This window comes from Paenibacillus hexagrammi (genome assembly GCF_021513275.1).
Lineage (GTDB): Bacteria > Bacillota > Bacilli > Paenibacillales > NBRC-103111 > Paenibacillus_E > Paenibacillus_E hexagrammi.
The window spans coordinates 6,139,395-6,165,358 of the sequence record NZ_CP090978.1 but is presented as its reverse complement, the minus strand read 5'-3'; the positions used below and the strand labels follow the sequence as shown (position 1 = coordinate 6,165,358).

At 45.7% G+C, this 25,964-nt stretch carries 29 protein-coding genes and 2 pseudogenes; 9 read left to right on the top strand and 22 right to left on the bottom strand.

The window, feature by feature from the left end; genetic code table 11:
• Positions 1–4: 4 nt before the first annotated feature.
• The 4 genes from L0M14_RS28325 to L0M14_RS28310 form a co-directional block, all read right to left on the bottom strand.
• Positions 5–316, bottom strand: a complete 312-nt coding sequence (locus tag L0M14_RS28325) for a PadR family transcriptional regulator (RefSeq protein WP_235119731.1) — start codon at positions 314–316, stop codon at positions 5–7.
• A gap of 242 nt (positions 317–558) precedes the next feature.
• Positions 559–984 carry an SRPBCC family protein gene (locus L0M14_RS28320; RefSeq protein WP_235119730.1) on the bottom strand — a complete coding sequence of 142 codons (426 nt, stop codon included), beginning with the start codon at positions 982–984 and terminating at the stop codon, positions 559–561.
• 74 nt (positions 985–1,058) lie between these two features.
• Entirely contained in the window at positions 1,059–2,015 is a 957-nt protein-coding gene (locus tag L0M14_RS28315) for a sigma-70 family RNA polymerase sigma factor (protein WP_235119729.1), read from the bottom strand.
• Positions 2,016–2,143: 128 nt separating this feature from the next.
• Positions 2,144–2,824 (bottom strand): TetR/AcrR family transcriptional regulator, encoded by a 681-nt coding sequence (locus L0M14_RS28310; RefSeq protein WP_235119728.1) that lies wholly within the window; start codon positions 2,822–2,824, stop codon positions 2,144–2,146.
• Positions 2,825–2,953: 129 nt separating this feature from the next.
• On the opposite strand from L0M14_RS28310, the gene L0M14_RS28305 reads away from it, so the two are divergent.
• The 4 genes from L0M14_RS28305 (at position 2,954) to L0M14_RS32125 (ending at position 5,504) form a co-directional block, all read left to right on the top strand.
• On the top strand, positions 2,954–4,306 hold the full coding sequence (locus tag L0M14_RS28305) for an MATE family efflux transporter (protein ID WP_235119727.1): 1,353 nt from the start codon (positions 2,954–2,956) through the stop codon (positions 4,304–4,306).
• A 142-nt stretch (positions 4,307–4,448) separates the two neighbouring features.
• Positions 4,449–4,796 carry an ArsR/SmtB family transcription factor gene (locus tag L0M14_RS28300; protein ID WP_235119725.1) on the top strand — a complete coding sequence of 116 codons (348 nt, stop codon included), beginning with the start codon at positions 4,449–4,451 and terminating at the stop codon, positions 4,794–4,796.
• Between the two features lie 91 nt (positions 4,797–4,887).
• Positions 4,888–5,106 carry an SDR family NAD(P)-dependent oxidoreductase gene (locus tag L0M14_RS28295; RefSeq protein WP_235119723.1) on the top strand — a complete coding sequence of 73 codons (219 nt, stop codon included), beginning with the start codon at positions 4,888–4,890 and terminating at the stop codon, positions 5,104–5,106.
• A complete protein-coding gene (locus L0M14_RS32125; protein ID WP_350340529.1) occupies positions 5,046–5,504 on the top strand; it encodes an SDR family NAD(P)-dependent oxidoreductase in 459 nt (152 codons plus the stop codon). Before L0M14_RS28295 ends, L0M14_RS32125 begins: the two co-directional genes overlap by 61 nt.
• A 302-nt stretch (positions 5,505–5,806) precedes the next feature.
• Here L0M14_RS32125 and L0M14_RS28285 read toward each other — a convergent pair whose 3' ends face one another.
• The 8 genes and pseudogenes from L0M14_RS28285 to L0M14_RS28245 form a co-directional block, all read right to left on the bottom strand.
• Positions 5,807–6,112 carry a VanZ family protein gene (locus L0M14_RS28285; RefSeq protein WP_235123058.1) on the bottom strand — a complete coding sequence of 102 codons (306 nt, stop codon included), beginning with the start codon at positions 6,110–6,112 and terminating at the stop codon, positions 5,807–5,809.
• 241 nt (positions 6,113–6,353) lie between these two features.
• Positions 6,354–7,729, bottom strand: a pseudogene (locus L0M14_RS28280) (ATP-binding protein).
• Entirely contained in the window at positions 7,726–8,391 is a 666-nt protein-coding gene (locus L0M14_RS28270; protein WP_235119716.1) for a response regulator transcription factor, read from the bottom strand. Before L0M14_RS28270 ends, L0M14_RS28280 begins: the two are co-directional and overlap by 4 nt.
• Before the next feature lie 218 nt (positions 8,392–8,609).
• Positions 8,610–10,292 (bottom strand): alpha-amylase family glycosyl hydrolase, encoded by a 1,683-nt coding sequence (locus L0M14_RS28265; protein WP_235119715.1) that lies wholly within the window; start codon positions 10,290–10,292, stop codon positions 8,610–8,612.
• Positions 10,286–12,003, bottom strand: a pseudogene (locus L0M14_RS28260) (glycoside hydrolase family 13 protein). The gene L0M14_RS28265 and the pseudogene L0M14_RS28260 overlap by 7 nt, the downstream one beginning before the upstream one ends.
• Positions 12,004–12,112: 109 nt before the next feature.
• Entirely contained in the window at positions 12,113–12,808 is a 696-nt protein-coding gene (locus L0M14_RS28255; protein ID WP_235119710.1) for a helix-turn-helix transcriptional regulator, read from the bottom strand.
• 2 nt (positions 12,809–12,810) lie between these two features.
• On the bottom strand, positions 12,811–13,005 hold the full coding sequence (locus tag L0M14_RS28250; protein WP_235119709.1) for an AraC family ligand binding domain-containing protein: 195 nt from the start codon (positions 13,003–13,005) through the stop codon (positions 12,811–12,813).
• Between the two features lie 151 nt (positions 13,006–13,156).
• Positions 13,157–13,630 (bottom strand): TolB family protein, encoded by a 474-nt coding sequence (locus tag L0M14_RS28245; RefSeq protein WP_235119707.1) that lies wholly within the window; start codon positions 13,628–13,630, stop codon positions 13,157–13,159.
• Positions 13,631–14,540: 910 nt separating this feature from the next.
• On the opposite strand from L0M14_RS28245, the gene L0M14_RS28240 reads away from it, so the two are divergent.
• Positions 14,541–15,239, top strand: coding sequence for a DUF7002 family protein (locus tag L0M14_RS28240; protein WP_235119706.1), 699 nt, complete (start codon positions 14,541–14,543; stop codon positions 15,237–15,239).
• A gap of 190 nt (positions 15,240–15,429) precedes the next feature.
• A complete protein-coding gene (locus L0M14_RS28235; RefSeq protein WP_235119705.1) occupies positions 15,430–16,044 on the top strand; it encodes an alpha/beta fold hydrolase in 615 nt (204 codons plus the stop codon).
• Between the two features lie 458 nt (positions 16,045–16,502).
• Here the strand turns inward: L0M14_RS28235 and L0M14_RS28230 are convergent, their stop codons facing one another.
• A complete protein-coding gene (locus L0M14_RS28230; RefSeq protein WP_235119703.1) occupies positions 16,503–17,558 on the bottom strand; it encodes a helix-turn-helix transcriptional regulator in 1,056 nt (351 codons plus the stop codon).
• A gap of 221 nt (positions 17,559–17,779) precedes the next feature.
• Here L0M14_RS28230 and L0M14_RS28225 point away from each other — a divergent pair, with 221 nt between their 5' ends.
• Positions 17,780–18,562, top strand: coding sequence for an alpha/beta hydrolase (locus L0M14_RS28225; RefSeq protein WP_235119702.1), 783 nt, complete (start codon positions 17,780–17,782; stop codon positions 18,560–18,562).
• 343 nt (positions 18,563–18,905) lie between these two features.
• Here L0M14_RS28225 and L0M14_RS28220 read toward each other — a convergent pair whose 3' ends face one another.
• Positions 18,906–19,538 (bottom strand): NAD(P)H-dependent oxidoreductase, encoded by a 633-nt coding sequence (locus L0M14_RS28220; protein ID WP_235119701.1) that lies wholly within the window; start codon positions 19,536–19,538, stop codon positions 18,906–18,908.
• A 134-nt stretch (positions 19,539–19,672) separates the two neighbouring features.
• Between L0M14_RS28220 and L0M14_RS28215 the strand changes: the two genes are divergently transcribed.
• Entirely contained in the window at positions 19,673–20,032 is a 360-nt protein-coding gene (locus tag L0M14_RS28215) for a winged helix-turn-helix transcriptional regulator (protein WP_235119700.1), read from the top strand.
• Between the two features lie 451 nt (positions 20,033–20,483).
• Here L0M14_RS28215 and L0M14_RS28210 read toward each other — a convergent pair whose 3' ends face one another.
• The 5 genes from L0M14_RS28210 to L0M14_RS28190 all read right to left on the bottom strand — a co-directional run bounded on the left by L0M14_RS28210 (position 20,484) and on the right by L0M14_RS28190 (position 23,790).
• The gene (locus L0M14_RS28210) at positions 20,484–20,906 is read right to left on the bottom strand and encodes a winged helix-turn-helix transcriptional regulator (RefSeq protein ID WP_235119699.1); all 423 of its coding nucleotides are present in this window, start codon (positions 20,904–20,906) and stop codon (positions 20,484–20,486) included.
• A gap of 87 nt (positions 20,907–20,993) precedes the next feature.
• Positions 20,994–21,419, bottom strand: a complete 426-nt coding sequence (locus tag L0M14_RS28205) for a cupin domain-containing protein (RefSeq protein ID WP_235119698.1) — start codon at positions 21,417–21,419, stop codon at positions 20,994–20,996.
• Between the two features lie 209 nt (positions 21,420–21,628).
• The gene (gene rlmH, locus L0M14_RS28200; RefSeq protein ID WP_235119697.1) at positions 21,629–22,108 is read right to left on the bottom strand and encodes a 23S rRNA (pseudouridine(1915)-N(3))-methyltransferase RlmH; all 480 of its coding nucleotides are present in this window, start codon (positions 22,106–22,108) and stop codon (positions 21,629–21,631) included.
• A gap of 293 nt (positions 22,109–22,401) precedes the next feature.
• Positions 22,402–22,569 carry a CxxH/CxxC protein gene (locus L0M14_RS28195; protein WP_235119696.1) on the bottom strand — a complete coding sequence of 56 codons (168 nt, stop codon included), beginning with the start codon at positions 22,567–22,569 and terminating at the stop codon, positions 22,402–22,404.
• A 99-nt stretch (positions 22,570–22,668) separates the two neighbouring features.
• Complete coding sequence (locus tag L0M14_RS28190) at positions 22,669–23,790, bottom strand: S1C family serine protease (protein WP_235119695.1); 1,122 nt, start codon at positions 23,788–23,790, stop codon at positions 22,669–22,671.
• A gap of 229 nt (positions 23,791–24,019) precedes the next feature.
• Here L0M14_RS28190 and L0M14_RS28185 point away from each other — a divergent pair, with 229 nt between their 5' ends.
• A complete protein-coding gene (locus L0M14_RS28185; RefSeq protein ID WP_235119693.1) occupies positions 24,020–24,235 on the top strand; it encodes a hypothetical protein in 216 nt (71 codons plus the stop codon).
• Here the strand turns inward: L0M14_RS28185 and L0M14_RS28180 are convergent.
• From L0M14_RS28180 to L0M14_RS28170, 3 genes are all read right to left on the bottom strand, one after another.
• Complete coding sequence (locus L0M14_RS28180) at positions 24,204–25,001, bottom strand: MBL fold metallo-hydrolase (protein ID WP_235119692.1); 798 nt, start codon at positions 24,999–25,001, stop codon at positions 24,204–24,206. The genes L0M14_RS28185 and L0M14_RS28180 overlap by 32 nt on opposite strands.
• A gap of 110 nt (positions 25,002–25,111) precedes the next feature.
• Positions 25,112–25,672, bottom strand: a complete 561-nt coding sequence (gene yycI, locus L0M14_RS28175) for a two-component system regulatory protein YycI (RefSeq protein ID WP_235119691.1) — start codon at positions 25,670–25,672, stop codon at positions 25,112–25,114.
• Positions 25,669–25,959, bottom strand: coding sequence for a two-component system regulatory protein YycI (locus L0M14_RS28170; protein WP_235119689.1), 291 nt, complete (start codon positions 25,957–25,959; stop codon positions 25,669–25,671). Before L0M14_RS28170 ends, yycI begins: the two co-directional genes overlap by 4 nt.
• Between the last annotated feature and the right edge of the window lie 5 nt (positions 25,960–25,964).

Here is a 25,964-nt window from a genome sequence, read left to right as displayed (position 1 = left end):
GTTCTTATTTCAATCGATCTGTAGTCACAGCAATCATGTGCTGCATTCGCTCAAGATCAAGGCGCAGAATATCCAAACCCTTATTAGTAATGGCATACACTTTGCGTCGGCTGTCTTCACTGGCCACAGGCTGAATGAACTTCAGCTTTACCAAATTCTCAATTGCCCCATAGAGGGTACCCGCAGCCATCCGAACTTGCCCGCCGCTGAGCTCCTCCACCTTCTGCATAATTAGATAACCGTGCGCTGGCTCAATGACAGCCAACAGAATGTAATATACGGTTTCGGTCAACGGCAGCTGTCGATCTCTTTCCATGGTTGATCCTCCTGATTGTCAATAAATCCTTATACCGCCCAACTATATATCGTCAAACTATATAGTTACACTATATACAGTTAAACTGTATATTGCAACACAAAAAAACGGCATACGAAACCTAATAGATCGATGCCATTCTAAATCGTTACAGCATGCAGTTATCCTCTTCCATGATCGAAACATCGGTGAACACCGGTAAAGAAAAGTAAAAGCGCCCCATTGGGCGCCCAGTGTTATTCCTAGGATTGTTCTGTATATGTTTTAAAATTGTCCAGTATCGCTTGCCAGCCCGCTTGCTGGAAATCAACCGGATGCATACTTTCGGCATCAAATGTTTCAACGATCTTCGTTTCGCTGCCTTGGTCGATAAAACGAATTTCGACTTTTCTCCCATCACCGATGGTGTACGAAATCAGCTCATGCCGTTTCACTTCATCATATACCCCAGCAAAATCAAACCCCATGCTGCCATCCTTCGCTTCCATTCTGGTCAGGAACTCACCACCAGCTCGCAAGTCATTCTCTGCCCTAGGCGCATGCCAATCCTGTGAGGGTTGATTCCACTTTGTAATATGAACCGGTTCCGTCCAATAGCTCCATACCTTATCAACAGGAGCTTGAATGACAGCTTGAACAGTTACTTTCGTCGGATGATTTGTTTCCATTTTAAACAGACACCTCTCTCAAAATGATCGTGTTTTTGTTATTCAATCATATAGACGTCATCCGAATTCCAAATTCATCGGTCCATTTGCTCCGGAAGGCCAAATCGGGAAAATAATTCGGTATTGATAAAATTTTGTACGTGGAGTATCTTCTGTTCTTTGACTTCAAGCACGTGAATCCCCCAAGGGACCAATGCGGACCCTTCAGGACTCGGCATATACTGCGCAAAAGCCGGATAGCCACCGTTCACCGTTACCGGTATAAAGCGCGATCCCTCGCAATGAAAGCGCGTAAGTGAAAAAAACTTGTGCAAATCATCCTTGCCGCGCACCCACATTTCAAAAGGAGGCATAGACATGCAGCCTTCCTCATGGAATAACTCCACTAGCGCATTAACATCAAACTGTTCAAAAGCATCTACATACCGCAGCAGCAGCTCACGATCAGGTTCGGCCTCCATTCTGCTGAGCTCGTCGGAACGGAGTCTGTTTTGGTTCATCGTTTCTCTAGCTCTTTGCAACGCACTGTTAACAGCTGCTGGCGACATAGCTAAAGCTTCCGCAATCTGCTTAGAGGACCATTCGAATACATCTTTCAAAATAAGGACAGCCCGTTGCCGGGGAGGTAAGACTTGTAAGAGCGCAATAAAGCAGAGTTGGAGGGTATCCTTGCGAATGAAAGCATCTTCAGGGTTTTCTCCAAAATCAGGAGCAACCCATATCCATGTGGAATTTGGCAATGTTTCGCGGGGCGCGATAATAGAGTCGGCCGGATCGGTCAAGTCAACAGGTAGAGTACGGCGCTTGGCTTGTCTCAATTTGTCCAGGCACAAGTTGGAAGCGATACGATAAATCCACGTTTTGTGTGAGGATTCCTCCCTGAATGAGTTCCAACTTTGCCAAACGCGGATATAGGTTTCCTGAACCGCATCGTCTGCGTCATCAATGGATCCAAGCATCCTATAGCAGAACGATGTCAGCCCCGGCTTCAAACTATCCAATAACTGCAAATCTAGTGCCGCCTCACTCATAGCAGTCTCCTTTTAACCTTTAGCATAGGTTGGTGCGTTTTTCCCTATTTTAACATAAATTGCGGCAATGTAAGACGTCCTCCATACCGTTTTCTGGTTTGTGCCTGCCGACTTCCATGCTCCCCATCCTACTTCTCCTGCTCCTTGATTACCTGCTCAATCCCCAACAGAATGACCTTCAAGCCGAACTCAAACGCCCGATCGGTCCCCATCAGCTCGAACAGCCCGTTCTTGAACATCCTCCGAAACAGCCCCGCATCCGCCTCACTCATGGAGTCTAGTAGACGAGCCATTTCCTCTCCCGGAAGGTCTTCTTGCTCCTTCAGAATCGCGGACACATTGCGCTCATGCTGATAATCGTCCAGAACAAAATAGAAGACATAGTTGACAAGCGTAGTGACCACTTGCATCTTCTCTTCTTGCTCAAGCGGCGTCGATTCCACACAAAGCAGCATACGGTTGGTAAATCGGATGATGTCCGGTTCGTGAGGCAGCGTCATCATCATGAGCTGCGTGGAACAGGGATAGCGGGTGAGCACGTTCCGTACCGTTACTGCCATCCCCGTCAGCTGCTCCTTCCAGTCTCCCTCGGAGTGGAACTCCTCCAGTATGATTTTCGATACCTGATTGGCCAGACGTTGGTAAAGACTTTGCTTACTCTTGAAGTACCAGTACAGGGAGGGAGCCTGAATCCCAAGCCTGTCGGCCAATCGCCTCATACTGAATTTCTCGATGCCCTCTTCCCCAAGAAGCTCCCAAGAAGCTTCCAATATTTTATCCTCCGAAATCTGAGGCTGCTGCTTTTTCATCTTAATCCGCCCTTTTATCTAACAGTGTAAGTTTTTGCTTTACAGGTACATACGTTCATGATATCATCTAACACTGTAAGGTTCAAACTAACACTGTTAGACAACCAAAAAAAGAAAGCAGGGATTCGCATGGATACAGAAAACCTCCATTACTTTGAAAAAGCTCCTATCGCAAAAGCCGTCGCCCACTTCGCTGTACCGATGATGCTAGGCACGTCAATGAGTGTCATCTATTCCATCTTGAATGCATATTTCCTTGGTACGCTGGGCGATACCGCTATGCTAACCGCACTTGCACTGACTTTGCCCTTATTCGCGATCATCATGGCGTTAGGCAACTTGATCGGCATGGGCAGCGGCACATTCATCTCCCGATTACTCGGAGAAAAGAAATATGACGATGTCAAACACGTATCTTCCTTCGCCTTTTACAGCAGCATCATTCTAGGTCTCATCGTCATGGCCATCGGTCTCCCAATGATCGATCTCATCGTCCATGGCCTGGGGGCTACGCCTGACTCCTTCGGCTTCACAAAAGACTATGTCACCATGATGCTGATCGGGTCACCATTCGTCGTACTATTCTTCACCCTGGAAAATATCGTGCGCTCCGAGGGCGCGGCTATCACATCCATGACCGGTATGATTCTCAGCGTCGTCGTGAATATCATGCTCGATGCCCTAGTCATCTTCGTCTTCCATTGGGGCGTGATCGGCGTTGCGGCTGCTACCGTCATTTCTAATCTGGTTGCAAGTACATTCTACGTCTTCCATATGGGACTAAAGAGTCCATTCTTAACAGTGTCCATAAAATGGTTCAAGGTCACCAGGAACATTCTGAGCAATGTATTCAAAATCGGAGTTCCTGTCTTTGTGATGAGTATCTTCTTGGGGGCGATGTCGCTTATTTTCAATCATTTCCTTGTCGAATATGGGGATCAGGCCGTAGCCGCTTACGGAATTTCATCACGTCTGCTGCAATTTCCTGAGTTTATTCTGATGGGCTTATGCGAGGGAGTTGTGCCGCTCATTGCCTTCTCTTTTACAGCGAATAAATTACGTATGAAGCAAACCATTGGCTTTACGATCAAAGCAATTGTAGGGTTAGCCGCCCTTTTCGGCGTTATCGTCTATCTGATTTCCAGCCACTTAATTGGCTTATTTACAAATGACCCGCAATTAATCGAAATGGGCAGCTACATCCTGCATGTGACGTTTTTATCCTTGTTCATCACAGGCATGACCACCTTGTTCACAGGGATTTTCCAAGCAACAGCGCAAGGAACCGCCGCATTTATTATGTCAGTTATTCAAGGAATTACTCTCATTCCGGTGTTGTTTATCGCTAACCATATGAACGGCTTCCACGGAGTAGTCTGGTCGCTTGTCATCGCCGATACCGTCGCATTCCTTGTCGGCGCCGGCATGCTGTATGTGCTGCGGAACAAATTGCAGCCGGATTTGGAAGGTTTGGTGCAGTAGGGGGAGATCGACATGCAAGAAAATCGCTTTTTCTCACAACACAGATAAAGGATTTCCTTGACATTTACTGCTAATACGGAATATGATTAAATAACCAAACATTTGGTTATTTAGCTGATAACAAACTGGAGACGATGCACCGATGCAAGCCCCTAATTCGACACAACTTGAGACACTCGTCCATCAGCAACTGAGGGAATGCAGCCCGATCTTCCTTGCCCTGGCAGACCCTGTCCGACAAGATATTATTATGATGCTAACCAAGCACGATTCACTCAACGTAGCTCAGATCGTCGAACGATCGCCGATGTCCCGGTCCGCTATTTCCCATCATCTCAAGATATTAAAACAAGCCAAACTCGTCACTTCTACCAAAATAGCTACCGAGATTTATTACTGCCTGGATATCGAAGGACCTGTGCAGCAGCTGAAGGATTTCCTCGCAACAACGGAATGTATCATCGAGATGAAGACTGCCGAGGCCCAATGAGGCCCCTTCTTCTCATACTAAATAACCAAATAATTAGATAATTAGTTATTTGGTCTTTAGATATTTTATAATTTAAGGAGGCATCCGTGACATGAAAACCGTCTTGATTACAGGCGCTTCTAGCGGCATTGGCAAGGCATTCGCTGAATTGTTCGCCAAAAAGAATGATCACATCATTCTTGCATCCCGTAACGAAGAGAAGCTTAGCAGTATTGCTCAGCAGCTGAGGGACAACTATGGCATTCTCCGATTACAATTCCCGTTGACCTGGCACAGAGTGCCGGTCCCATCTTCCTACACGAACAACTGAAAGAGCTAGGCATCGTGATCGACGTTCTCATCAACAATGCAGGGATTGGCTCCTTCGGACTACTACATGAACAAGACGTAAGCTCAGAGCTCGAGATGCTGCAGCTCAATGTCCATTCGCTCTCCCACCTTATGATGCTCTTTCTTCCAGACATGGTGAGACGCGGGTCCGGACACATACTGAATATAGGTTCGACCACTTCGTTCTATCCTTGCCCGCTCAGTGCCAACTACTCCGCTTCTAAAGCATTCGTTCTCTCCCTCACCGAAGCCGTGGCGAATGAACTGCAAGGAACAGGGGTCAGCGTCACCGCATTGTGTCCGGGGCCACGGAAACAGACTTTTTCCGAAGATCCAAGATGGCTGGTCAAAAGGTTGCCGATCCGAAAATGCTCATGAGTCCGCAAACCGTTGCTGAAATTGGATATAAAGCGTTGATGAGCAAAAAAAAATACATTGTCCCCGGCTTCCGAAACTGGCTGCTCACCCAAGCGCCGCGCTTTTTTCCAAGAAAGTTTGTCACCAGAATCACGAGAAATGTACTGGAGCAGAAGCTGTAACACGACAGCGCGGTGATAAAAGCGGAAAGCAAGTAGAATTACAGCACCCGATATGTTCAAAAGGTGCAGTCGATAATGCTGGAATAGATGTAGATGTCTCATTACATCCACATATCAAAAGAATTCCCACGATAAAGAAATTCAGAATCTCATTTTTATCACGAATAAGAAATAGTAGATAACCGGTAATCCCACGACAGCAGATAATACGGTGATTGTGGTTCGTACATGCTTCTCATTTCGTACTATCAGTAGTAACAACTTATATCCTAAAATACCAACCCATCCGCCTAAACCATTTAGAATACTATCATCGATATCTGCTGTCCCTATGCCTAAAAGCCCTTGAAACATTTCAACAGATAAACTCACTATACATATATATAACAGATTGATTGTTGCTCTTCTATTCTTCTTAAATAATGATAAATATACACCAAGGGGTATAAAAATAAGTATATTGCCAGCTACATTGGCAAAAGCGAAATTTTTAGATTAGCAGAGCTGCCAGATATAAATTCACTTATGCTATAGAACGGAATCAAATTGATTGACCTTACGAAAGTCCTTTGGCTATGAAAGATCTCCAAAATCGAAACTCTCGATAACAACAATATTTTCATTAACAAAATGATGTAACCAATGAATACAACATATAACAAGACCGTTTCTATTCGTGACCGTTTATTCATAGGATCTCCTTTCCGACTAGGATGGATGTTATCTTCGGCAAATTCATCCTAAACAGAACACCGTCCGGTGTATTTTCTAAAGCAAAGTCAACGCTCATGGATTCCAACGTTTTACGGACAATCGCCAGTCCCAAGCCGCTTCGTCCGCCTTTCCGACTCCTCGCTTGGTCCACTCGATAAAACGGGTCAAACAGCTTAGGTAAAACAGAATCGTCAATTCGCACGCCTATGTTCATGACGCAAAGGCGGTATCGGTCTGCGGCGGGCTCGCTCCATATCCGAATCTCACCGCCATCCGGCGTGTTCTGCACCGCATTCAAAATGACGTTTGAAAGCGCCTTTTTCAACAATTTAGGGTCGGCAAGGCAGAGTTGCCCGTCAGGCAGCTCCGTAACAATACGCTGGCCCTTACCTTCAGCCAACGTATGGAAGTCGGCCAGCATGGCCTCGACGGTACACCTGATGTCCAATGTTTCAGGAACAGGGACAATTCTCCCATTATTCAGACTGACAATCTCCAGAATATCGGAAATCATTTTACTCAGTGAATCCATCATCTTCATGCATTCGCGCAGGTATTTGGGATGGTCTTTGTAGTCACCTATATGTTCAAGCATTCCCTCCAGCAAGATGCTTGTAGCCGCGACAGGCGTTTTTAATTCGTGGGAAGCCGCTGAGAAGAAATACCGCCTTGTTTCCTCCAACTCGCGCACCCTCAGGAGTTCGTTCTCTAATTGATAAATGGTTTTTTTCAGCCTTTCATACATGGAATGAACGTCGCGGGCTAATATCCCAAGCTCATCATTACGCTCCGGCAGGGGCGGGACTTCTTCGAGATTCGCCATCTTGGTTGTATGATCCGCTAAAGTTTTGATGGGTTTCGTCAACTGCTGAGCAAAGATAAACGCGCCTATGACGCAGAAGGCAAGCATAGCAGCAAACATAACAAGCGTACGATCAATCAAATTACCGTACATCAATGAAAATACGTCGTCGTTGAAGACGTGGAGCATATAGCCATTGCCAAGGTAGACCATGAACGATGATTTCTCGCTATCGGCCTTCATGCCGACCAAATAGGTGGAAGGATCAGCGTCAGGTGTTACATAAACGATGGTGCCGCCTGCGTCAGCGATATAAAACTGAAAAGATTGGTTTCGATCATGAAACTGTTTCGCTATCTTCGTGATGTCGGCATTCCCTTGTGACTGGTCAATTAATTGCTTGTAAGAGGCGCTGATTTTTGGAGTTGGGCTCCTGAGTAATAGGACATAATCTGCGATGAAAACAGGACAGCCGTCGAGCCGACCAAGAACGCCGAGAAAATGATGGTGTAAAAGAATACTTTGATGAATATTCCGCTTCTCTTCATAGCGTTTCTCCCACCAATCGGTAACCTACGCCGCGAGCCGTTTGAATGATATTCTCAGGCAGCTTCGCCCGCAGGTTTTTAATGTGGGTGTGCACGGTGCTCCCGTCGCCATCAAAATCATAGCCCCACACGCGCGATAAGATGACTTCATGAGACAACGTCCTGCCCCTGCTTTGAACCAATAACAAAAGGATTTCAAATTCTTTGAGTGTCAAGGGCAGTTCCACGCCGCCGTAGACTGCTTTGAAATCCTCCGGCAGAAGCGTCAGCTTATTGTAGCGGATTTCTTTTGCCAACGCGCCGCTTCGCCGGAGCAGAGCTTCAACACGTCTCAGCAAAATTTGAATCTTGAAGGGCTTTGTCACATAATCGTCCGCTTCTGCGTCAAACGCCTTGATTTGGTTTTCGTCGTCCGAAAGAGCTGTCAACATCAGTACAGGCGTATGATTTAGCTTGCGAAACTCCCGTAAAAGCTCATGGCCATTCATACCGGGCAGCATAACGTCGAGAACGACAAGCTGGTACATTTGATTTAAAAATTTATGATATGCTTCTTCACCGTCTATGCAGGCGTCTACTTGATATCCGGCTTCGCTTAAAAAGGTTTTGACGGTATTACCTATATGCTCGTCATCCTCGACAAGCAGAATTCGTATGCCCATACATATCACCCCAGAGAAAAGATATCATAGAAATCTGTATTTTGACTGTAGATTGATAATTTATTTCGTTCCAATTTCAATGATCCATCGTACCGTCCAAACCCATCTGGCGCAATAATCGGAGCAACCCCATGTTCCCAGATATGCTTTGGCGCTTATATGAACAAAAAGTCACCCGTAAAAGGGCACCCATGTGGATGCCCTTCGCAGATTTTTATTTATGATCTTGCCATATCCTTTTTCAAACTTCCACCCAATTTATATATGATCGTTTCGTAGCTGTTCACCCATAATGCTGAACCATTTTCCTCAGCGTAGGATTCGTCGCTTCCCGTGCGATAGAGCAAATTACTCCTATCTTTGATAAATTCGTCTGCCAGGGTTTCTTTTTCTTGATCAAACTGAACAAGCACACGATCCTCTGACAAATTAACGATAATCAAAAACTTGACGCCTTCATGCTTCCTTATGTAGGACAACAGCCTGTTATTCGAGTTAGGTAAGAACTCTAGTTCGCCAGCCCAAAATGCCGGCTCATTGGTTCGAAGGCGGATCAGGAATTTATAGTGCTCGAATATCCTTGTATCAAACGAATCCCAATTGAGCTTATACTCTTCGAATAAAGACGTCCATGTTTCCATCGTATTCTCATTAAACTCCTGTCCCATCATGATGAGGGGAACGCCCTCGAGCGTTAGTAAGATCGAAGCAGCAGCTCCTGCTTGCTCTGCGCCTAAATATTTGCCTATTCTAGACTGCTCTTTGTCCTCCAGCCAATTCATCCTCAGCGCATGTTTAGGAAAGCTATACTTGAATGAGTTATAAATCGTTATAAAATCAGTCTGTGTAATCGTTCGGTCAATCATCTGACCAATAAGGATTCGAGGACTACCGTTATAGGTCAAATCACAGGACTCAAGATGATGATATTCATCGTAGGACTGAGAGATCAGGATGAGATCAGCTTTTACTTCCTGCAGGGCTAGCTTGATCTCTGTTAGGAAATCATAAGGCGTAATATCCGAATCATCCAACCGAATTCCATCAAAATCAAACTCCGTAATCCAGTACTTCATAGCTTCAATGACATACTTTCTCATGTCGCGGCTGCTAAATTCCAGACCGGCGAAATAATCGCGATTAGGTACATCATAGTAGATCTCGCCTTTTTCATTATGCGTAAAATATTCCGGATTGCTTCCTGTCAGAATATGATCCCTGCTCGCGCGATTCAAGACCCAGTCCAGAATAACCTTAATCCCGTTCGTATGCGCTTTTCGCATAAATAACAACACATCATCTTTGGTTCCGAATTGTGGATCTATCGAATAAAAATCTTTTACCGCGTAGGGATCACCGTATGTACCAATCCTACGTTCATGTCCCACTTCGTTAAACGGCATCAGCCAAAGCGTATTGATTCCCATTTCTTTAAAATAGTCGAGTCTATCGACCAGCCCTCGAAAGCCGTTTTCGATAAAAGCGCGGAGATGAAGCTCATAAATAACCGATTTTTTAAGCCATTCCGGACTAGAAAGAGCTGTAAAGTTTTCATACATATACCCCGGATTGCTTTTTGAAATCTCATTTGATCGGATCAGCACATCACCATCTTCAGTAACCGTAATCGCAGAGTTATTCTGCGCATCTTCCGAAATGCTGGGATTAAGCGGGTCAACGATCCAATCTTCCCCGTTCACCACGAACTTGTAGAGATGTCTCCCCTTCAGAATAGGTAATTCGATCTCCCAACCTGACCCATCTTCCATTCTGTTCATGTAATTTCTATCGCCATTCCAATTATTAAAAGTCCCTGCTAGAGCAACACTTTCAACTGGAGTATCCGTATAATAAACAAATCGTACACCCTTAGATCCCTTTGATGGATATTTCGTCAGCATGGTACGACCTCCCTTACATAAATTCTTGACTCATAAGGCCGAAGACGATCCCCAACCAACGTTTCATTCGGTTTTGACTCTACATTCGATAGCAGTAATTCAATAGATTTGTCAGCTAGCGCCTCAGGGATTTCCAAGTGTGCTGATGTGGCTGAGAAGTTCATAACAACGACCAGCTGTTCATTTCCTAAAGTCCTTGTGAAGGCTAGGATGGATGCATGGTCAGGGAGAATGAGTTCATATTTACCATAAACGGCTACGAGATGTTGCTTGCGAAGGGAAATTAGTTTCTTGTAGTAGTTCAATATGGAATTGGGGTCTTTTTCAGCAGCCTCTACATGAATCCAACTCGCATTGGGATTAGCTTGAATCCATGGCGTTCCTGTTGTAAATCCACCATGAGATTGACCATTCCATTGCATAGGCGTTCGAGCGTTATCTCTGCTTGATTGCTGAATGGCGCTCATGATCCGATGCTCCGTCCAACCTTCCTGCTTTGCCAGGCGGTAGAATTGATGGGTAACGCTATCTCGATAGTCATCAATAGAATTGAACTTTATATTCGTCATGCCGATTTCTTCCCTTGGTAGATATAGGGGGTGCCTTCCAGCATAAACGTCAGTGTTGCCAATAGCTTAGCCGACTCTACACGGAACTCTTGATCATGACCAAAACGAGAAACGGCCCGCGGTTGATCATGGTTGTTCCAAAAATTAGCGTTCCACCCTTTGCCGTGAAGTTTTGTTTGCCAGTTATCTAGAATCTCTTTTAACTGAGACAATTGCCAAGGCGTCTTCTCCCAGCTTTCAAGACCTTTATTGTTATTGTCCATGCTAATATGCTCAAAATGAAAGACCATATGAAGCTCGTCCCGCTTTTCATCTACATACAGCAAAGCTTCTTCTGGACCCGTGTTAGCAGCTTCCCCGACGGTCATGATGTCATAGTGACTGAACACTTCTCGGTGGAGATGTTGAATATGATCGTGTACTTTAGGCAAATTGGAGAAAAAATGATGCGCGGATACGATTTTCTCATGCGCTTGCGCTTCTGCATCTGGGAAATTCTCCATTTTAACGATATGATTGATAGCATCAATACGGAATCCATCCAAGCCTTTATCAAGCCACCAACGTACCATACGATGAAGCTCTTCTATTACATGCGGATTCTCCCAATTCAGATCCGGTTGCTTTCGGTTGAAAATATGCAAATAATACTCCTCAGATTCTTCATCAAACTCCCATGCGGAACCGCCGAAGAATGATCCCCAATTTGATGGGGGCTCCTTGTTTTCTTTCCCTTTTTTCCATATGTAGTAATCTCGTTTAGGGCTGTCTTTGGATTCACGGGATTCTATGAACCATGGATGCTCGTCCGAAGTATGGTTTAAGACGAGATCGGCAATCACCTTGATTCCCTTGCGATGAGCTTCCGTCAATAACTGTTCAAAATCTTCCATTGTCCCGAATTCTTCAGATATCGCATAGTAATCACTAATATCATAGCCGTTATCATCGTTTGGCGATTTATAGAACGGACAGATCCAAATGACATCAATGCCCAAATTTTGTAGATAATCAAGCTTTGAAGTAATTCCTTTAAGGTCCCCAATGCCATCTCCATTGGTATCCATGAAGCTCCTCGGATAAATCTGATACACGACACTTTCTTTCCACCATTTTCTTTTATAATCTGCTTCTTGCACCATATGAAGTCACCTCGAAGATTCTTTAGTTCATCTTTTCTTCTATCGTAACTGTATCGAAACTGGTTTCCAATATCCGATACTACTCCATAATGATGCTATTCTGTTGCGTTCAGCCGCTCCTACCATGAATGGTTGCATTAGCTCTAGCTAAGATGGTGTCTTTAAAGCTTTTAGGAGAACAATGATGGACTCGTTTAAACAACTTGTAGAAATGTGATAGGTTCGGCAACCCAACCTGCTCAGCAATCTGAGCGATGCTGAGGTCTTCGGTAAGTAGCAGGCGTTCTGCATATTTAATTCTGCGATGAATGACATAGTCAGTGAACGTAATACCAAGAGTTTGTTTAAAATATTTAAGGAAATACGTATAGCTAAAATTAGCGAGAAGACAAGCCTGCTCGACCGTTATTTTATCGGATAAGTTAGCTTCCACATAATCGAAAACCAGCTTTAGCTTGGCATAGTTCATCGATACATTATGTTCCAATAACCCCTCATGATCATGACGTATGAATAAAAAAAGACATTTCTTGACCAAATAGTTAATGGCCATCTCATAGCCTCTTTGCTTCTGTTCATGTTCCCGCTGCAATTCTATTACCGTGTTGTGCAATCGTTTGCGCAATTCCGAATTTTTTTTAATCATTGCGTTTAACTTTACCAAAGGCAGCAATGATTCCTGAAACAAATGAAGGAATGGAAGCATATTGGAATCTAAAAATGCCTCCAGCTCGAATTGGATCACAACATAATCAACCACTTGGTTTGGTTGTCTCAGATCGAGATGGGGTTGACACGAACCCAAAATTAGCACTCCCCCGCTCGTAAGTGATAGACTTCATCTGCTGTGTGAATGTCCATGGTTCCAGAACGTACAGCAATAATCTCTAGCTCCGGATGGGAGTGCCACCCATGCTGGCATATCACCGTACTGTTAAAGCTTCGCACTTGAATACGAAGCAGCGGATCATTATAGACAATTGGTTCTTTATATAGTTCCATAAAATGAGTGCCTCCGGAGTAGAGTTCTTTCATAGATTAAACGTAGTGAATCTGAAAAAGAAAAACAAAATTTGACCACAAAATATACATGTCCGTATATAAAGACAAAGCCACTCCTGACAAAGGAGTGGTTTCTTTGAATATGCACAGTTCACTTCTCGATGCTCTTACCCTTATAATCATCGATATTAAAATCGATCTGATAAATATCTGCCGTACCTTCTTTGTTGCTCGTATAGAACAAATATTTGTTGTCCGGGCTAACGTAAGGACTGTACTTAATAGTACCTGTGTCGCCTGGCAACTTAAGTGGCTGGGGAGTGCTCCATTTGTCTTCTTGACGAAGACTAATGTACAATGTACTTCCGCCGCGGGCAAATATAAGGTAGCTTTCATCCGGGGCTATATAGGGGGACTCATCGTTTTCGCTCGTATTGATTCCTGTTCCTAGCGACTCAGGTTCTGTATATTTGCCATCCCGCCATTTTGATACATACAGATCAATCTGACCAGCTCCTCCAGGTCGATTGGATTGGAAATACAAATTGCCATTAGTGGCAACTGAAGGCAACCACTCCTGATAGCTGCTATTGACAGGGGCGCCAAGTGGAGATGGTTCCCCCATTGATCACCGCTTTTCGCTGCCATCCATATGTCATTATCTTGCTTCGTGCCGCTAGTGGAGCGATTAGAGGCAAAAAATATTTTGCTGCCATCCCGCGTTATGAATGTATCCCCGTCCTGAGAAAGTAACTCTGCTGCGAGCTTAGATTTTTGCGGCATGCCCCATTGTTTATTTTCAAAATGGGATTCGAAAATGGTATATCGCTCGTAGTCCCCTCGTTGAAAATAGATGGTAGTACCGTCCGGGGTAAAGGCAAAAGACCATTCCTCAGCTTGCTTGGTGGAGATGATGTCTGGTGCAAAAATAACAAGAGTCCGCATCGGTCCCTTATAACTATAAGGAAAAACGCTGTTTTGGGCGGTGCACCCACCTATAATGAGAAACACACAGGTAAGAAAAGATACATGTAATAGAATGGAAAACTTCAAGGTCATTAACCCCATTCCAAATAGTTTGTGCAAACGTTTCCGCACCATTATATTACAATATATCCATTTGGTAAATGGCCATCTCAATATGAGATCCACCATTGCCGTAATCATGAGCGAACGCATGAGATAAGGCTGCATCCATCATGAGGAATAGCCACCGAAGAATAATGAAACAGCTGTCGATATTGAGCCGCAGTATGGGAAATCATATATTCATTAATGGACTGAACAGATACCCCTGTTCGCCAGTTTACTAATCGTTATTTCGATTTCATAACTTATACATTCGTCAAGGTCACATATTTAGCGCCCCACTTATGATGAGCTTTTTCAGTTTCCGTAAGCCCTTTGGCCAAATCCGCCGGACTCTCTCGGCTACATATTTTCGCAAGTAATATTGAAACTCTTCATTGAAACTTGGGTCATCTATGAACTTAATTCATTCAAGATACCCTTGGTAATTCGAATAGGGGGATCGTATGAAAACAGAAGTTGTACAGCAAATTACTAATAAACCGGAACGAAAATCCCTGTATCATTTCACAAGAGTTGTTAATTTGCCATCAATTGCCGATTTAGATACGCTTTTCGCTAGTCATGTAATTCATCCGAATCCGGAGGGTGAACGTCGCACGGAAAAAGAAGTACATTTAAAAAATGGAAATGAAGTGATTCTAAATGCACATCTAAAAATCTCAACGGAAATGATGGATCCTGACACGACCGTTGGCCAGTTTCGATCGTTCCTTGATCAACATGTGTTCCTATGGCCTACGTTGCGGCTCTGCAAGCAAATGCTACATATGTATTCTCGCCGAGAACCCTGTGAGAAGTTTGCCATCCTACAATTCGATGCTTATCCTCTTTTATTCGACCATTTCGACCAGATTTACCTTTCTAAATACGACGCCGGGAGCATGCCACGATATCCGAAACGTACTTCCTATCGAAAGACAATCCGTATGTTTTTACCATTGGATGAGTATCGCAAACGGGTGGATTCTCTAGTTCCCCGAATTCCATCTCAAATCCACGAGATCATGATACACAATTCAGTCTTGTCCCTCCACTCCTATCTTCAAGCCGTTTACTGTGCGGAAATTTCAGATGTACCCAAATCCTGGGCCCCTTTGCATAGACCATTGCGGTATATCGAATCACCTACAGCTCAAGTGTGACATCTTCTTGGTAACTTAGGATTTCTCGACTACTCGTTACATTCACCCTAAGGGAAAACTCCCCACCCCCTTGGCTTTAACTTCCTGAAATCCACCTCTGAAACGGCAAACTTAGAATAAATTGAGCGACACCATTTTTTTGAAAATACGTACTAAAGGAAGAGAGCGAATGCCGAGGAGGTACAACAAAGTGCAAACATTCGAAAAAAAGAAAATCACAACCGCAAATGGAATTTTTGAATACTCCCTCTCCGTCAAGGAGCAGCCAGCCATCATCTTGATCAATGGAGGCGGCGGTCCTATAGAGGGATGGTACAAAGTATTTCATGAGCTTGCCAAAGAAAATACCGTCATGGCCTATAACCGTTTAGGGATCGGGGGCAGCAGTAAACCGGAAAGTCCACAGCATGGAGGCGCAATCATTAATTCGTTGAAGCAATTGCTTGATGATATTGGGCTGACTCCCCCTTATCTTCTTGTCGGTCATTCTCTAGGCGGCCTGTATGCCAACTTATTTGCCCGCATGTTCCCCGATCAAGTATCTGGCATTGTCCTGCTGGAAGCCAGTCACCCGCAGGATCTAAAAATAAACGATACCTTGCCTCCCCAGATTCGTTTGCTAAACCGTTTTTTACGCATATTTGATACCTTTTCTCCCTCGCGACAGTGGAGCGAGACTCATTATGTAGCACAAACCGCGACACAAATCGAAGAGGCAGGCCCATTCCCTAATAAACCACTCATGGTGGTTTCAGGTACAAAAAACCTCCGTTCATGTCCGCTCAAGCTTATGAAATTCGAATGAATAATCAGTTAGACCTCGTGCAACACAGCAAGGTAGGCAAGCAAATCCCGGCTGCCCACAGTGGACACTTTCCGCAGTTAACGGAGCCGGCTCTTGTGATCCAAACTATTCGGGATTGTATTCATATGTTGTAAAAATTGTCTCTAGGGGCTTTATGTATACTTGTATAAGAAGGGAATTCGACGATTTCGGAATGAAAAATGATGATGCTTCTTATAAAAAAGAAATTGAGAAAAGCATAAGGGAACTATATTTTAACTTGGATAAAATAAACTATAAGCTTGCCCTATATGTTGTATTAGAATCTCAAAGGGTTGTTCTAAGTCCCCTTGGTTCTCCAAAAGTTGCATCCTTCCTACCATTTGACAGTAGATCTTCCATTAGAGATAAAGTACTTTAGTTCCCTATACCGAGAGTATTATCGAGATAAATTGGTCATTCCACCAGTCGGATTTGCGTCATTTGTGATACGGCTCAGCGTGACGGGGCTTACGACGAAAAACATAGAAACTATAAAACAAATCTCGAAATCGAGTGACTAGGAGTTTGGAACATTGTACTCTTCGAGAGTACGGACCAACCTCCTTCTGACAGCTTCTCTTAGGTTCTTCCGGTTGGAGCACGACCGCTTCAGAACCGAATGAAAAGAAATATTCAGAGAAAAACGGTACCTCTGAGATGGAAATACCGGCTTCTAGTATACCCGTTCCATCATCGGAAACATGAACCTCTCCCCAGGGAAAAATCCAACTTTTATCCTGAAATAATTTAATCCCCTGTGCCGTTAGTTTCACTTTAACATCAACACATTCTTGTTTGCCGTAGAAATGTAACCCCCAGTTCGTTAAATTCACCTCTGAAATATCCACTGAAAGCGATATGGCTTCGGTATCCGCCCAAGCGGCTGACCATATTCGATCTACCCGAAACAATCGGAAGCCTTTTCGTAAATCGCAGTAAGCCGGGCAAAACCAATACCCCTCATGGGCATATATACCGATGGGTTGAATCGTTCTTTGTTGGGTCTCATCCGTCCGAACTCCATAATGGATTATCACGGGCAACCTTTTAATGGACGCTTGGAGCAATATCTCAAGGTACTCAGCTCGTTCTTGACGTGTATGCGTAAAGAAGTCAACTCGGTGTCGCATCTCATCGATCTGGCTTTTCACATCGTCCGATAAATATCTAAAAAATTTGCGAAGTGCGGATTCTGCAGATGCCTCGAAGGGCAACGAACTGAAGTGGCGAAGCGCATGGGAAGCAAAAAATATAGAGAATGCCTCATTCTCCGTAAATGAAATAGGTGGAAGGGTCCGCTCCTTAAGTACATGGTATCCACCCCCTGCACCAACTTGAGAATATAAAGGTACCCCCATTCCACTTAGCTCTTGCAAATCGCGTAGCATGGTTCGGGTAGACACACCAAATTCTTCCGCAAGCTCTTTGACGGTGAATTTGCGTTTCCGATTTACGGCCATCATCAATTCAATCAAGCGCCTCGACTTCCCCATAAAATAATTCACCATCCAAAATAATAGTGACAAGTTTTGTCGTAATTAGATTATACACTATGAATAAGCCGGACCGCAGGAAATGACGAATAAGAAAAGGAGTCGATTTTATGAGTAAAGAACAGCGTAGGATGGTGGATGCATTGATCCGGCGTCCCCAACCCACCCAGCCTCAAAGCGTCGAACAAATGCGTACGAATTTCGCTACTATGATGGCGACTATGAAAGTACCTATGGGCGTACGGATCACACAGACGACCCTGGGGAATCGCCCCTGTGTGGTCGTTGACCCGGCACAGGATGCCCATCCTGGGATCATCCTCTATTTCCATGGAGGATCGTATATTTTGGGTTCTCCCTACACTGCCATGTCACTAACCGCAAACCTAGTCAGCAGAACCAACATCCAGTCTGTCTCACTCGATTATCGTCTGGCCCCAGAACATCCATTCCCTGCGGCTCTTGAAGATGCTCTTGCGGCCTATCGTGGACTTTTGGACGACGGAGTAGAGGCGACGTCTATTGTATTTGCAGGCGACTCTGCCGGTGGTGGTATTGCTGTTTCAACTTGCCTAATGGCACGGGACGCAGATCTGCCAATGCCTGCAGCGGTAGTGACATTCTCGGCGGGTTTGGATAAAACGCACTCCGGTGCAAGTATGGATAGCAAAATCGGGCTCGATCCGTTCTTCACCCGTGAGAGCTTTACATACACGGATGCGATGTACCTCGCCGGACAAGACCCAAACCATGAGCTCGTGAGCCCCGCCAGGTTTGCCGATCTTACCGGATTCCCACCACTGCTGCTACAAGTCGGAACCAACGAGGTACTCCTGGACGACTCTACCCAGTTAGCCGACCGTGCGCGGGAAGCGGGCGTGGATGTAATCCTTGACGTTACCGCTGACGTCCCGCACGTTTTCCAGGCGTTCGCTGGTATTCTCGATGAAGCTGATCAAGCCCTAGACCGTGCTGCACTCTTTATCACACAGCGTCTCAGATGAGGGCACTCATATTCAGAGGGCTCTCCATATTAAGCCCAAAAGAACGAACGATTGTCGTAACACTATACAAAAGTGATTTGTTCCTCGCAGAGATTGGATTAACATTCGCGTTATTTGTGGTACGGTTCTCCGCGCTATCTATAACGGCAAGTTTTCTTTTAAACAGAACAGGGCGCTCTTTTGAGCGCCCTCAGCCTATTGAAAAACTTCAACATAATTTTTTATTATTCAGAAAATTATGCGACTTGATCTCCCGGATACCGGGCTCCCCAAAAAGTAATCGGAATCAGCTTTGAAGCATTACTTCACTTTTAGCAGTCAAAGAATGATGCCAAACTTCTTATTAGTAACGTTTGGCAACTTCCTTAGCATGCGCAATTGCCTCTTCTTTAATGGCTGAAGCTCGCTCTGATGATGCCGTTCCTTCAACAAAAATGGCCTCCATAGATTGAATCCCATAGAACTGCAAAATCTTTTTCAGATAGCTGTATCCCATTTCAACATCAGCAAGAGGACCTTTCGAATAAACGGAACCGCTAGCTTGAATGTGCAAGGCCTTCTTGCCGGACAACAGACCTTCAGGACCATTCTTGGTATATTTGAACGTCTTGCCCGGAATTGAAGTCGCATCCGTGTATGCTTTCATAACCGGCGGGATCGAGAAATTCCACATGGGGGAAACATACACGTACTTATCGGCAGCCACGTATTGATCGACAATCGCATCAAGACGAGTTACTTTTGATTGCTCGGCTTTGGACAATTGATCGAAAGACGAACCCGACCGAAGCTTTTCCCAGCCATGCAAAACATCTGCATCGAACTGCGGAATATTCTCTTTGTACAGATCCAAATGAACAACATCATCTGTTGGATTAGCTTCACGGTACGCATCAATAAATTCTTTACCTACCGCGAGGCTAAAAGAATCCTGAGGATCAAGTGGATATGCGGTGATGTAGAGTATAGTTGCCATGAATCAAAACTTCCTTTCTGTAATTAAATTAAGTACACTTTCTAGACTGATCATATAATATTTACTTACTTATTTAAAGTAGGCACAATTATGTGGTATAGTATTAAAAAAGGTACTGTTACGGAGGTCAACATATGCAAAAGAACCCAGTCCAATGTCAATTCGTTACGGCGCTGGATTCGATCGTCGGCAAGTGGAAGCCGATTATCCTTTATCATTTGCTTCAAGGCAAACCTCTGCGGTTCAATGAGCTTAGAAGATTGCTGCCCGATATCACGCAAAGGATGCTTACGCTCCATCTGCGCGAATTGGAGGAGGAAGAGCTCGTTAAACGAGTCATTTATCCGCAGATCCCGCCGAAAGTGGAATACTCCATCACGGAATACGGCATGAGCCTGTCTCCGATTCTGAAAGCCTTACATCAATGGGGAGCGACCCATGTCGAGCGAAAACAGCTCAAAAAGGAGATTAATGAACAAACAGAAACGGACTAGCGTTCGAAATTACGCTAGTCCGTTTCATTCTGCATCGAGTCAAAAAATATAACGAAAGTGAATATGAGGCATGTCTAGCACAGCGAAGTGCCAGAACATAAAGAAGATCGCCCATCCTGCCATACCGAAAGTCCAGCACGAACAGCTTGCGCAGCGCAAGATCGAGGCAGAGAGACCACTGGCAGGCAAGGCCCCTCCCACCAAAACGGCGAAGGTAACGCATCGTTCTGTGATCCCAATAACCTCGCAGAAGCCCGTTTGCGCCGACTTTTCCGTTGAGCGCGGCCCTTCCCCAACCCATGCCGGTCAACGCGTTATTGAAGGCTCCTTCGAGATTTCCCCCTAAAAATTTGCGTCATTTATGATACGGTTCCCCTTAACGCTCATAACGGCAAAATCACGAAAGGAGCTGCCACGGCAGCTCCTTTTGTTGTATATATAGGATTGATCCTTACTGTGAACGTACATCGTAGAAATTCCGTAGAAGGCGTTGCTCCAGCTCTTTTTCGTTCGTTGTTAGTTCTTGCATGATCGGAATACTCATATCGGTATTGGGGTTGTACTTAAGGCCCCAATGCATGATGGCAAATATGACCGGAATCAGGTCAATTGCTTTTTGTGTTGGCCGATACATCGTTTGTGCCCGATTTGACTCGCCTTCAATCTTGACGAGCAAGCCTGCTTCAACTAGTGATTGGAGCCGTGTGCTCAAAATATTGGTTGCGATGCGCTCACGTGAAGCGAGGAATTCGCGGTAATAGCGCTTGTTATGGATAAGGACGTCACGAAGGACGACGAGGCTCCATGGATCGCCCCATATATCGAGCGCATATACAATTGGACAAACGGTAGATGTTCGCTTTTTCATGATCATGATTATACAATCTGTGCTTGCATTTTGCAAGTTTTATTGTGGTCGTTCTTAACAGGTTGCCCTTTACCTGTCGTGATCAAGCTGCGCCTAATGCTTTTCCTGCCAGTTCACTGGTTTATCGAGTATGACGCCATCCGTCTGCACCCATTGACGGAGACTGCCCGCTTGGACTTGAATTACGATGAAATACAAATCGCCAGTACCGTTATTTCGAAGCGTGCGTTCGCCTTCAGGTGAAACACGAATAGCCGTTCCTTCCTTTACATCAACAATCTGTCCATCTACCTGAAACTGACCTTGGCCGCCAATGAATAAGTAGAGCTCCTCATTCTCGCGATGGGTGTGATAGAACGGGACAGAGCCTCCCTCCGGCAGTTGGTTCAGCGAAACTTCCATGCCGGTTAGTCCAAGCTTGTCCTTCAGAAAGAGCTTACCTGGGATGGGATCCTTCGACATACTCAAAAGATTGCTAATAGGGCCTGATTCCAAAACGCTGAAATGATTACCATTCATTTGTAAACTTCCTTTCGGTTTAAGTTTAGTACCGGCACACGAAGAATTAAACTAAATGTTAAACTATAAGGCCGGCAGGGTTTTGCCTGTTTCGAGAATGTCAACCGGCATTTCGCCACCGGCTTCGTTATGTGATAATTCAAGTATAAAGTTTGTACTTTCAAATTGCAAGTACAAATGTAGAGCTTGTCCCGATAAAAATTTCGCCGTTACTTATGATAAGGTTCCCCCCGATTTATCCGCATAGCGCGATAAATCTGCTCCACCAGCACCAGCCGCATCAGCTGGTGCGGCAGCGTCATGCGGCCGAAGCTCAGCCGCATGTCCGCCCGGCGGATCACCTCGTCCGAGAGGCCGAGGGATCCGCCAATGACGAAGGCCACCTGGCTGCGCCCATAGGTGGCCAAACGATCGAGCGAGCCCGCCAGCTGCTCGCTCGTCCACATCTCGCCGTCGATGGCTAGCGCCACGACGTAAAACTCGCTTGCGAGCTTGGCCAGGAGCCGCTCGCCCTCTTTCACCCGCACCTGCTGCTCCTCAGCAGGGCTCATGTTCTCAGGTGCCTTCTCGTCAGGTACCTCCACAATGCTCACCTTGGCATACGAGCCAAGGCGCTTCACATACTCCGCAATCCCATCAACAAGATAGCGCTCCTTCAACTTCCCAACAGTCAAAATCTGAATCTGCAACGCAATAACCCCCTATGATCATTCCGCGTGGTTTGGCTGCCCACCGCGCAGTGCTTCAAATATATGAATTCGTGCACCATCATGAAGAATAACAGAATGAACATCTCCTGCCGTAAGCCCCTTCAATTTGATACACCAAGAACAGCAATTTCATTTCCGATAATAGAGAAACTATCATATTTCACATAAGGAACTCCTATCAGCCTTTACTGACAGCAGCAATGAGAGCGACGGTAAACTCCAAGACCGGCACCCTCATCCACGCCCAACAAAAAAGGAAGGCTCCCGCCCCCTCAAACAACCAGAAACCGTGCTTCCTCTCGGCAATGCTCGCAGTGCGTCGGAGCTTCCCAGTTGACGAAATGCGTTTTGTGCAGATCGACCACATCCGGTGCTTCTTCGTACTCGTCTACGAACTCGTCGATGGCGATTTCCAAATGATCTTTACAAACTACGTACATGCAAGTACCTCTCATCCTCGTCTTTTACGAATCCCTAAGCTTCTACAGCAGCAAGCCGCTTGGCATTCATTCATTTTCCTGTCAGGTCCCACTTCGTACCTACTTATCGCTGGCTTCTGCGAGCACCAAGGTCGTGCTCATCTTTTTGCCTCCGCGGTAATAGATCACATTGATTTTATCGCCGATATGCTTCTCACTGTATAAGTATTTACGCAAAGTGATGGTGCTGTCAATCTTCTGATCATCCAGTCCTACAATCACGTCCTGCGCTTGAAGACCCGCTTCTTTGGCAGGGCCGGATACGTCGAAGACGATAACTCCAGTTTTCACATCTGCAGGAAGTTTTAATACATCCGTCCCGCTAAAAGACTGCAGCTCCTGCGTAGAAACCCCAATCAGCGGCCGTTTGATCTTATGGTCTTTAATTAGACTGTCCAGGATTGGTCTCGCATCGTTAATCGGAATAGCAAAGCCCAGACCTTCCACGCCCATATCGGCAATCTTCATGCTGTTAATGCCAACGACACGTCCATCCAAATTAACAAGCGGTCCCCCGCTGTTGCCCTGATTGATAGCGGCATCCGTCTGGATGACGTCGGTTTCCCAGTCGTAATCGCCTTCACGCGACAGCGATACAGGAATCGTCCGCTTCGGCGATGATACAATGCCCTGGGTCACGGTAGGCGAATAGCCTAAGCCTAATGGATTGCCCACGGCGATGACCGTCTGTCCGGCTTGCAGCTCTTCGGAATCTCCGAACTCTGCTACGGTTTTGATGTCGTCCCCGTCTGCCTCTAGTACGGCTAGGTCCGTTACTCGGTCCTGCCCTACCAAGGTTGCCTTGCGATGCTCACCTTGAAAGTTCACAATTTCAAATTCCGTACCGTTCTCCACAACGTGCTGATTCGTTACGATGCGGACCTTGCTGCCTTCCTTGGCAAACATAACGCCCGAGCCGATACCCACACCGCTGCCGACCTCTGTTTCGTCCTTCTGCTTCATGCTGATCACGCTCACAACAGCGGGCTTGATTTTCTCCATGGCTGTGACAGCGGAATCGCCTTTCATCGCATACGTTTCCACATGTGCAGCTGCAGGAACCGCTAGTGCCTTCTCTGCAGATTCCTTATCGGAAGAGCCAAATATGCCTACGGCAGCGAGCGCCAAGACCGCTCCGCCAAGCCCCGCCAGTACAATCACGCGCAGCTTTTGATCCGCCAAGCCTGTTATCCCTTTCGACCCCTTGAACCTCCAGGTTCGCTCCCTTTGGTTTTGGTCGAGTAAAAATCATCATCAAACAAACTCATATCCGGATCCCTCCTCTGCTGCCGGCGACGCTCTTTTTTGAAAAAACAGGAATGTTTCGATCCTATCTTGCCTACAATAATAGTAAACCAAATCTTCCAAATAAATACTAGGTCTACGGAAGCGAAAAAAAGGAGAATGCCTTATGAATCGAATTCATTCCCATTTGGACGAAATCAATATGATCGGTAAGCTCGCCGATTTAAAGGAAAGCCACTACCACCAATCGCTCGTGCTCTCCTCACTCATTCAGCTGCTAATCGATAAAGGCCTGATCACGGCGCAAGAGCTTCAGCAAAAGTCCAAGGAGCTCGACGCGTCTCTGACTCCTACTCCGAATCCAACGACTCCCATTTCGTAGAACGGTCAAAATACGTATCCATGAGCCGCAGCTTCGCTTCAGGCGCCCGCTCCTGTACTATGTTATTCACGGTGAGCCTGGCCAAATCCATTAAGTTATGATCCCGGCTAAGATGAGCCATATAAACCGACTTGGTCTTGCCGGTCATAACATCCATCAGCGCCTCGCCTGCGGTCTCATTGGATAAATGCCCTTTGTCCCCCAGAATCCGCCGCTTGATGCTCCATGGATAATGCCCCATGCGCAGCATCTCTACATCATGGTTCGTCTCCAGCACCAAGGAATCCGAATCTGTGATTTTCTCCTTCACCTTGGAGCTCATGTAGCCCAAATCTGTCACAACGCTGAGCTTTTGCTCTCCTTCGTAGAAGCAGTATCCGACCGGCTCCGCGGCATCATGGGAAATCCCGAAGGACTCCACCTGAAGCGTACCAAAATCCTGCATCGCACCCGTGTCCATCACCCGTTTGTTGTCCTCAGCAATTTCTCCGATATGTCGGTTCAGCTCTTCCCACGTCTTCTCGTTCGCATAGATGGGCAAATCATACTTCCGGGCAAAAGCGCCCAGACCTTTGATATGATCCGAATGCTCATGTGTGATCAAAATAGCATCGATGCTGCTCGCCGCAAGCTCCTGCTCTTTCATCAACTGTTCCATCTTCTTAGCGCTAAAGCCTACATCGATCAGCAGCTTCGTCTCTCCGTTGTCTACCACGGTCGCATTGCCTGTCGAGCCGCTCGACAGTACTGTGAATCTAATTCCCATGATTCCTGCTCCTCTGTTCCCTGCCTTAATCAAAAATCTAATCCATCTAGAGCTATACACATGTGGACAACCACATTAAGCGTCAGTTATCCACATGTGCGTAACTGATTTCACTTACTTTTTTCTTTATTCACAGTCGGTTTCGCATTAAGGTTCCCAGGTTGAAAGTCTTGTGGACCAAAAGGAAGGAAATCCGAACCCCTTTGCGGAGGCTCCACCGCTCCATTGAAAGCTTGTAAATAATAGATGTCCCCATTATCGATCGTGACTCGCCAGTGCGGGAACATCGGTTGTGTTTGCGAATTGTAAAGCTGCCCATGATAACCAAGGCGCACATCTGTAATAATCGAGCCTTCGCTCAAATAATTCTCAACCAAGCTGCGTACGGCTAATTGCGCCGAGATCAGCTTTTGCTCCTTCTGATCTACTCCTGATTCTACTTCAACGTATGCTTGCTGATAACTGGTAATTTCTCCGTTGTCTTCATATAACTGCAGCCTCACATCAAAAAGAGGCAGCTCTTCATAGGTCTGGTAGAAGCTATAGACGCGATCCTTGCTTGTTACGGAATCTAGCTCATACGCCTCAAAGTGCGGAATTCCCGAGCGTGCCTGAAGCTCTTTTCCTGCGCCCTTACCCATAATACTGGATCGATTCAAGGGCTGCTTCACGGCTTTTTTACACCCGGCTTCATATTCTCGTCGAACTTCACATTGATGACCTGAATATTCGGCAGTTCTGTCGGCAAATTATCAGTCAGACGAATGTTCTTGCTGCGAAGCACCCGATTCAGCTCTTCCACCGTACCCGAAGCGTCGGCTGCAATCTCCGTCTGTTTATTGATGCTGCTCGTCCACAGCTGAAAACCGAGAATCATATTCAGCGTCAAAAAGGTTACTATTAATATGGTCTTCGCCCGGCTCCAATCCATGGCTTCACCTGCCTTTCTTCCTGACAAGAAAC

Bases quoted from the DNA above. Each gene is read 5' to 3' on its own strand.
- L0M14_RS28230 (WP_235119703.1), bottom strand. From the start codon at position 17,558: ATGGGGAAGTCGAGGCGCTTGATTGAATTGATGATGGCCGTAAATCGG.
- L0M14_RS28220 (WP_235119701.1), bottom strand. From the start codon at position 19,538: ATGGCAACTATACTCTACATCACCGCATATCCACTTGATCCTCAGGAT.
- L0M14_RS28215 (WP_235119700.1), top strand. From the start codon at position 19,673: ATGCAAAAGAACCCAGTCCAATGTCAATTCGTTACGGCGCTGGATTCG.
- L0M14_RS28240 (WP_235119706.1), top strand. From the start codon at position 14,541: ATGAAAACAGAAGTTGTACAGCAAATTACTAATAAACCGGAACGAAAA.
- L0M14_RS28325 (WP_235119731.1), bottom strand. From the start codon at position 316: ATGGAAAGAGATCGACAGCTGCCGTTGACCGAAACCGTATATTACATT.
- L0M14_RS28250 (WP_235119709.1), bottom strand. From the start codon at position 13,005: ATGGAACTATATAAAGAACCAATTGTCTATAATGATCCGCTGCTTCGT.
- L0M14_RS28300 (WP_235119725.1), top strand. From the start codon at position 4,449: ATGCAAGCCCCTAATTCGACACAACTTGAGACACTCGTCCATCAGCAA.
- L0M14_RS28195 (WP_235119696.1), bottom strand. From the start codon at position 22,569: ATGTACGTAGTTTGTAAAGATCATTTGGAAATCGCCATCGACGAGTTC.
- L0M14_RS28265 (WP_235119715.1), bottom strand. From the start codon at position 10,292: ATGCTGACGAAATATCCATCAAAGGGATCTAAGGGTGTACGATTTGTT.
- L0M14_RS28210 (WP_235119699.1), bottom strand. From the start codon at position 20,906: ATGATCATGAAAAAGCGAACATCTACCGTTTGTCCAATTGTATATGCG.
- L0M14_RS28310 (WP_235119728.1), bottom strand. From the start codon at position 2,824: ATGAAAAAGCAGCAGCCTCAGATTTCGGAGGATAAAATATTGGAAGCT.
- L0M14_RS28245 (WP_235119707.1), bottom strand. From the start codon at position 13,630: ATGGGGGAACCATCTCCACTTGGCGCCCCTGTCAATAGCAGCTATCAG.
- L0M14_RS28305 (WP_235119727.1), top strand. From the start codon at position 2,954: ATGGATACAGAAAACCTCCATTACTTTGAAAAAGCTCCTATCGCAAAA.
- L0M14_RS28205 (WP_235119698.1), bottom strand. From the start codon at position 21,419: ATGAATGGTAATCATTTCAGCGTTTTGGAATCAGGCCCTATTAGCAAT.
- L0M14_RS28320 (WP_235119730.1), bottom strand. From the start codon at position 984: ATGGAAACAAATCATCCGACGAAAGTAACTGTTCAAGCTGTCATTCAA.
- L0M14_RS28180 (WP_235119692.1), bottom strand. From the start codon at position 25,001: ATGGGAATTAGATTCACAGTACTGTCGAGCGGCTCGACAGGCAATGCG.
- L0M14_RS28295 (WP_235119723.1), top strand. From the start codon at position 4,888: ATGAAAACCGTCTTGATTACAGGCGCTTCTAGCGGCATTGGCAAGGCA.
- L0M14_RS28225 (WP_235119702.1), top strand. From the start codon at position 17,780: ATGAAAGTACCTATGGGCGTACGGATCACACAGACGACCCTGGGGAAT.
- L0M14_RS28185 (WP_235119693.1), top strand. From the start codon at position 24,020: ATGAATCGAATTCATTCCCATTTGGACGAAATCAATATGATCGGTAAG.
- L0M14_RS28315 (WP_235119729.1), bottom strand. From the start codon at position 2,015: ATGAGTGAGGCGGCACTAGATTTGCAGTTATTGGATAGTTTGAAGCCG.
- L0M14_RS28270 (WP_235119716.1), bottom strand. From the start codon at position 8,391: ATGGGCATACGAATTCTGCTTGTCGAGGATGACGAGCATATAGGTAAT.